Genomic DNA, 6,412 nt, shown 5'->3' with positions numbered 1-6,412 from the left:
TGGCCCCCTTCGGCTCCCGGCCAGCGCTGCTGTCCGGTCGTCGAGCCCCACTCCGCCAGGGCGGCCGCTGCGCATCCGCCGGGCTCCGCCGAACCCCTCCGGGTTTCGGGCCATACGGCTAGGGTCTGATGGCGAAGGTCAAGGGCTGCGGCTTCTCCGGCCGTGCCGTCCGGAACGCCTTCACCGCGCCGGCTGATGCCGTCGCTTTAATGGCGCCACGCCGTTCCGACGTGTCGGGTGTGTGCATCCTGTTCCCCCGGTGAAGCCATCCCCCGTGTGTCCTCACGCGGAGGGCTGCTTGTAGCACCGTCGGGTCGTCATCCAAGGGGTGAAATGCACTCCGCCAAAACTTTTTGCGTGCCGCAAAAACTTTAGTCTCCGCCCCTTTCCTTCCGCCCTTCGCCGTTGCTCCTTTGCCCTTTGCCGCGAGAGAACTCACCAGGGAGATGGACAACCATCACCACAGGAGAAACCAGGATGCACACACGAAACGTCAACGTCAAAACCGCCGCTCAGGAATCTTCCAGGAAGATGGGGGAAGAACAAAACCCTATTTCTGTCGCACGGGAGTGGGTGGCTCAGGCCACCTCGCTGAAAGCGGGGGTCACCGCGATGTGTCCCGATACGGCGACGTTCAGGTGGAGATCCGCACCAACGGAACGCTTAACTGGCACGCCTGGTCGTTTGAACCGGATTTTCTTATTGAACTGAAACGCAACCTGCAATACGTGCAGCTTTAACCGGAGGCCGGATGTCCGGCCTTAACCCAGAGAAGGAGGAAACATGCAGAACCTTAACACCCGTCCGGCGACCCGTAAGGTCGGGCAGAGCACCGAAATCGTGAAGCTGCTGCGCATTCAGGCCAGCGACACCCACGTGGTCGAGTTTGACAACGTGGACACCCGCTTTAACGACTGCAACAACTGGCAGGTGATGGCAGGAGGCAAACGCGTCCTGTTCAGCAACCGCATGTATGAGCGTTTTTCAGATGTGAAATCGGGGATTCTTGCAACGATCAACGTGTGTGAAAACTGCGCCAGCGAAACGGATAAAGCGATGCTGGAAGGGGCAAAAGTCATGATGCAGGTACTCGACGGCTATCCGTCCTTTGCAGCACTGGCTGCACACCCGAAACGTATTACCGGTTAACCGGGTGCCGTGACCGGATCGCACTCCGGCCACGGCGGACCATCACTTAAACACAGGAGTAAAAATCATGGCCGCCACCAATACTACGGCAAAAAAAACTGCGAAATCCACCTCTGCGAAAAAGACAGCGGAGAAAATCGCGCAGACTACCGAGCAGAAGCTCGTCCGGCTGCTCGCTGATACGCCCGTGCAAATCTTCCCGTACTCCCGCCTGTCACACACTGACTTAAACACGCGCATCATTCCGCATACCGATCAGGAAGTGGAAGAGATGGCAGACAGCATTCAGGCAATGGGCATCCTCCAGAACCTGATCGGTGCAGAACTGCCGGACGGTACGATCGGCATTGTCGGCGGGGAAGGTCGCCGCAGAGGCACAGGCATTCTGGTGATGCGCGGTGTGCTCGATGCAGACACGCCGTTTGTTCCGGTGAAAGTCCTGCCCGTTGAGATGGCTGTGGCGGCCTCGATGATCGAGAACGGTCGACGTAAAAACATGCATCCCGCCGAGCAGATTATCGGTTTTCGTACCCTTCAGCAGGAAGGTAAAACGTCCTCTCAGATCGGCGCACTGATGGGCTATCACCCGCGCCACGTTCAGCGCTGCCTGAAGCTGGCGAATCTTGCCCCCTCCCTGCTGGATGCGCTGGCGCGGGATGAAATCTCCCTTGAACAGTGTGAAGTCCTGACACTTGCTGATACTCATGAGCGTCAGGAGCAGGTCTGGAAAGAGGCTGTTGAACAGTGGCGCGATCCTGCCGTACAGACTCTGCGCAAAATGGTGACCGACGACAAGATGGCCATCAGTCACCCTATGTTTGAGTATGTGGGTGAGGAAGCCTATACCGCCGCTGGCGGTACGCTGACCGCCGACCTGTTCAGCGACAGGGACAGCACCTTTGCCGATGCGGCGCTGGTGAAATCTCTGCTGGCTGGCAAGCTCACCGTGCTCGCCGCTCGCGTTAAGCAGGAGCAGGGCTGGGGCTGGGCTGAGTTCCGTATGACGGAACTGCGTGCCAGCGGTGAGGACGGTGAACAGTACCGTTTTGCGATGCCGAAAGCTGTCCTGACGGAAGAAGAACAGAAGCGCGTCAGTGAGCTGGAAGAACAAAGGGATGCCACTGAAAGCTACGATTACGAATACGAGCTTCAGCAGGATATCGATGACATTTACTGCGAGGCGCAGTACCGCGAAGCCACGCCGGAATTTCGCGCCGCGCACGGAATCTGGGTGTCATGGGACGGTAGCAATTTTCAGGTTCAGCCTGGTATCCGCAAGCTGACCGACGAAGACCGGGTAGCTGAAGAACAGGCGCGTCAGGAACGTGAAAGCAATGTGATCAGACACACCACGCCTGAAATTCCCGCCGACGCCTATCCGGCAACGCTGGTAAAAGCTATGTCAGCCGAACGGACTCTCGCCGTTCAGGCCGAACTGGCGGGTCGTCCCGACGTATCGGTGGCGCTGCTGACGTGGACACTGTGCCTCAGTATGTTTGACCGCAGCTACGGTAAACGCAGCGAACCGCTGAAAGCCTCCGTGTCCTCGAATCAGTATCACCTTGCATCACTGGCTCCATCCGGTGAAGAAGGGAAGGCGCTGACGGCGCTCAAAGCGCAGAAAGAGGCGCTTCAGGCAACGCTGCCCGAAAACTGGCATCTCGATTTCACGTGGCTGCTTTCATGGTCAGCGGAGCAGGTGAACACCCTGCTGGGATTCTGTGCCGCGCACGGTATCAACGGTATTCAGGAACGTATGTACAACCATACGCAGAAAAGCGAACTGGACGGGCTGGAAGCGGCGCTGGACTTTGACCTGCGCAAATGGTGGCAGCCGGATGCTGAGAGCTACTTCGGCAAGCTCACCATCGCCCAGATTGGCAAAGCCTACGAAGAAGCCGGACTCAGTGCCCGCGCCGGAGAGATTGTGAAGCTCAAGCGCCGCGATGCGGCGAAGGCCGCCGAGCAGGATCTGAATGCTCAGGGCTGGCTGCCTGACTGGATGGTGCGCACATCACCAACCGCTGAGGCTGAAGAAGCCACCGAAACCGACGCTCACACCACTGACCACGCTGCTTAATACCGGAGGCCGCCGCCTTCGGGCGGCGGGAACAGACATGACTATGCAATATGACCTGAACCAAATCAACAAACTGACCGCCTCCGACCTGGAGTTTATCCGTCAGCAGGGCGAGGACGCGCGCCGCGCCCTCAGCGATACCGTGACCGGCCTCCTGTCGACACCAGAAGGATGGCGCGTCTGCGCCGAATACCGCAGCGAGTTCGGCGGCTTCTTCCCCGTCCAGTGCCGCTTCAGCGCGGACGGCAGCGATGACTGGCATCTGTGCGTGTGCAGCCCCGGCGAAGTCTCGCCTTACTGGCTTCTGGTACTGCTCTCCTCCGGCGGGGAAGTGGTGCGTACCCTTTACCAGAGTGACACGCTACAGCCTGACCGGATAAGCCAGCTGATCGCGCAGCTGGCAGGTATGCGCCGCTTTAACTGCACTGCCCGCACCGTGGCGAACCTGATGAGCGGGGATGTGACAGCATGATCCCATCCTCACACGCGCTCGTTTCCCTGAAGCCCGCCCGTCAGGCTGCAATACAGGCTATCAGCCATGTTGAGTCTGCCCGCGAACGCGGCGCACGACTGCCCGCCATGCCGTATGTGCGTACCTTTCTGCGTCTTCTCACGGGCAGCGGACGCCTCAACGCCACGGTGGCCAGTAAAATACCTGGCCTGCACTGGGTGCCAAATAACCGTCATTCGAACCTGAAACAGGTCGAGGAGGCGCTTAACACGATGATCGCCACCAGTGGCGAAGCCTGCCCGCTGCCGCTCACGATTGACGTACAGGCCGAACTGTTTCCTGAGGTCATGCACACCCGCACGGGTCGACGGCTGCACCGGTCCGGCATTAAGACCACGCGCCAGCTGCGCCGCCAGTCCCGTGAGTACGAACAGCACTGGAAACTGCGCCAGAACCTGCTGGAGCAGGCGAAAATTGACCTGAATTTTCAGTCTCCGGAAACCGTCTGCACCTGGTACACCCGGTGGAGCGACGAGTTTGACGCGGCAGAGCTTGCCGGACCGTTCTGGCGCTGGCAGTCGCGGTTCGCGTCGCTGAAGGAACTTGACTGGCTTCGCATCAGCGGTGAGCCGCTGTATACAGTGATGTATGAAATCCCGTTTATTGTCCGAGAAACACCTGAGCATGTTCGTGTCGCTGAACGCTGGCAGGTGCCAAATAAGCTGGCTGACCGGAGCGGTGTATGAAGTGGCGCTATTCCCTGCGCTGGAAATTGCCGCACAAGCCCTGCCCAGGTCTACTGGAGCTGGTTTCAGTTGTCGTGGAGGCAGGGCAGGCGGCACCTGAGGAGGTGATGGCACGCTGGGTTGCTGGCTCAGGTTACGCTGTTTGCGTGGATTTTCTCGGTCAGAAACAGATCCAGCGCTGGAGCGATGAACGGAAAGCCGCAGTGAGAAGGCGCAATATGCAGGCACGGATTAATCGTGTTGCCCCTTTGTTTGCCGATGAGTTAATCGAGCGTGAGCTGGCTGCAAGTCAGGCATATTTCAATGGCAAGTCCGCCCGATGAATCAGATACAATGTTGTCTGACTGCTCAGACAAAACATATAAGGAAAGCAGAATTATGAGGTACTGGTTGCTCGTTATCTTCCTGAACGTGCTGTTCTATTTAATCGTTAAGCATGCTGCGCCAGAATGGCATGGTACGCCTGGTTATTATGCAGGCCAGATCATCTGCACACTAATAGCTCTGGTCATCACATGGCGTGATCCGCCTGGCTGGTTAAATGAAATCCTGCTCGGCGTAATGAAATACGGAGTTCTGAGTGCCGGGATCATCTTCTTTGTCTGGGGCGTCGGGTACAAGCTGGCATTCTGGGGGCAGGGTAATTCTGATGCCGAATTTGTAAGTGCATTTGACGTCATTTTGCCCAATCTTGCGCTGGTCACGGGCGTAGTGATCGCGGGATGGGGATACCTGAGATATTTCAGGCGTTAAGCAGCATAAAGCGTGGATATACCTGGTAAGAAAGAGCACCTGCCCGGTATAATCGACGTGGCGCTTGAGGCTTTTTGCCTCATGACGTGAAGGTGGTTTGTTGCCGTGTTGTGTGGCAGAAAGCAGAAAGCCCCGTAGTTAATTTTCATTAACCCACGAGGCCACCTGTATGCCTAGACAACATCAGGATAGCCTCTTAGATGCCGCAAGGCAAGGAGAAGAAGGCCATGAAACTGCCACGAAATACCCTGCTCTGGTGCGTATTAATAGTGTGTCTCACACTGCTGATATTCACTTACCTGACACGGAAATCGCTCTGCGAAATCCGATACAGGGACACGAACAGGGAGGTGGCAGCTTTTATGGCTTACGAATCCGCTAAGTAGCTAACCCCGGCGGGGGGACCCCCCCCGCCATTCAGGGGCTGAGACTGTGTGGACATGCCTGAAGCGCCTTTATGAAGGGGTTGCCGGTTCGCCGGTAGCCCCTTTTTCCATCCCGAAGGGTGCAGTCGCATGCATGAACAACCCGGAAGGTCTGTTCCCCTGCGGGGAACGGGGGAAGGGGGACGCGCCTTCGGCGCTGCCCCTCTGCTCCCTCCGCCTTGCCCTCTCTCCTGCCTGATTTTGCTGAAGTCAGCGCGCCATTAGTTACCTGCCTGTATCTGGCTTCAGCCTGGTTTTCCCTGTGTTCTTCATCCCGGGCGTCATATCCGTCGTCCTGCTGGTTAACTTCCTCAGCTGCAGCTCCGTGGCCATAACCCGAAAACAGGGCAGGGCGATGGCCCCCTTCGGCTCCCGGCCAGCGCTGCTGTCCGGTCGTCGAGCCCCACTCCGCCAGGGCGGCCGCTGCGCATCCGCCGGGCTCCGCCGAACCCCTCCGGGTTTCGGGCCATACGGCTAGGGTCTGATGGCGAAGGTCAAGGGCTGCGGCTTCTCCGGCCGTGCCGTCCGGAACGCCTTCACCGCGCCGGCTGATGCCGTCGCTTTAATGGCGCCACGCCGTTCCGACGTGTCGGGTGTGTGCATCCTGTTCCCCCGGTGAAGCCATCCCCCGTGTGTCCTCACGCGGAGGGCTGCTTGTAGCACCGTCGGGTCGTCATCCAAGGGGTGAAATGCACTCCGCCAAAACTTTTTGCGTGCCGCAAAAACTTTAGTCTCCGCCCCTTTCCTTCCGCCCTTCGCCGTTGCTCCTTTGCCCTTTGCCGCGAGAGAACTCACCAGGGAGATGGAC

General features: G+C 58.4%; 7 protein-coding genes and 2 pseudogenes. All 9 read left to right on the top strand.

All coding sequences use genetic code 11. The features are described 5' to 3' along the window. Positions 1-477: 477 nt before the first annotated feature. The 9 genes and pseudogenes from F8561_RS02995 (at position 478) to F8561_RS02955 (ending at position 5,565) form a co-directional block, all read left to right on the top strand. Positions 478-740 (top strand): annotated as a pseudogene (locus F8561_RS02995) (hypothetical protein). 43 nt (positions 741-783) lie between these two features. Further along, positions 784-1,149: a hypothetical protein gene (locus tag F8561_RS02990; protein WP_023327678.1), complete on the top strand. Its 366-nt coding sequence runs from the start codon at positions 784-786 to the stop codon at positions 1,147-1,149. Positions 1,150-1,216: 67 nt separating this feature from the next. Next, the gene (locus F8561_RS02985) at positions 1,217-3,229 is read left to right on the top strand and encodes a ParB N-terminal domain-containing protein (RefSeq protein ID WP_033147102.1); all 2,013 of its coding nucleotides are present in this window, start codon (positions 1,217-1,219) and stop codon (positions 3,227-3,229) included. Between the two features lie 37 nt (positions 3,230-3,266). Continuing rightward, complete coding sequence (gene psiB, locus F8561_RS02980) at positions 3,267-3,701, top strand: conjugation system SOS inhibitor PsiB (RefSeq protein ID WP_023327676.1); 435 nt, start codon at positions 3,267-3,269, stop codon at positions 3,699-3,701. Next, positions 3,698-4,426: a plasmid SOS inhibition protein A gene (locus F8561_RS02975; RefSeq protein ID WP_033147101.1), complete on the top strand. Its 729-nt coding sequence runs from the start codon at positions 3,698-3,700 to the stop codon at positions 4,424-4,426. Before psiB ends, F8561_RS02975 begins: the two co-directional genes overlap by 4 nt. Further along, on the top strand, positions 4,423-4,749 hold the full coding sequence (locus F8561_RS02970) for a hypothetical protein (protein WP_023327674.1): 327 nt from the start codon (positions 4,423-4,425) through the stop codon (positions 4,747-4,749). Before F8561_RS02975 ends, F8561_RS02970 begins: the two co-directional genes overlap by 4 nt. Before the next feature lie 55 nt (positions 4,750-4,804). Continuing rightward, positions 4,805-5,179, top strand: a complete 375-nt coding sequence (locus F8561_RS02965) for a hypothetical protein (RefSeq protein ID WP_023327673.1) — start codon at positions 4,805-4,807, stop codon at positions 5,177-5,179. Positions 5,180-5,348: 169 nt separating this feature from the next. Further along, positions 5,349-5,498, top strand: a pseudogene (locus F8561_RS24305) (DUF5431 family protein); the annotation flags it as partial. Further along, positions 5,446-5,565, top strand: coding sequence for a type I toxin-antitoxin system Hok family toxin (locus F8561_RS02955; protein ID WP_223156217.1), 120 nt, complete (start codon positions 5,446-5,448; stop codon positions 5,563-5,565). The pseudogene F8561_RS24305 and the gene F8561_RS02955, both read left to right, overlap by 53 nt. Positions 5,566-6,412 lie beyond the last annotated feature (847 nt).

This window comes from Enterobacter sp. 198, assembly GCF_009025585.1.
GTDB classification, from domain to species: Bacteria; Pseudomonadota; Gammaproteobacteria; order Enterobacterales; family Enterobacteriaceae; genus Enterobacter; species Enterobacter ludwigii.
The sequence above is the reverse complement of the archived record's forward strand: the minus strand, read 5'-3'. Positions and strand labels throughout refer to the sequence as shown.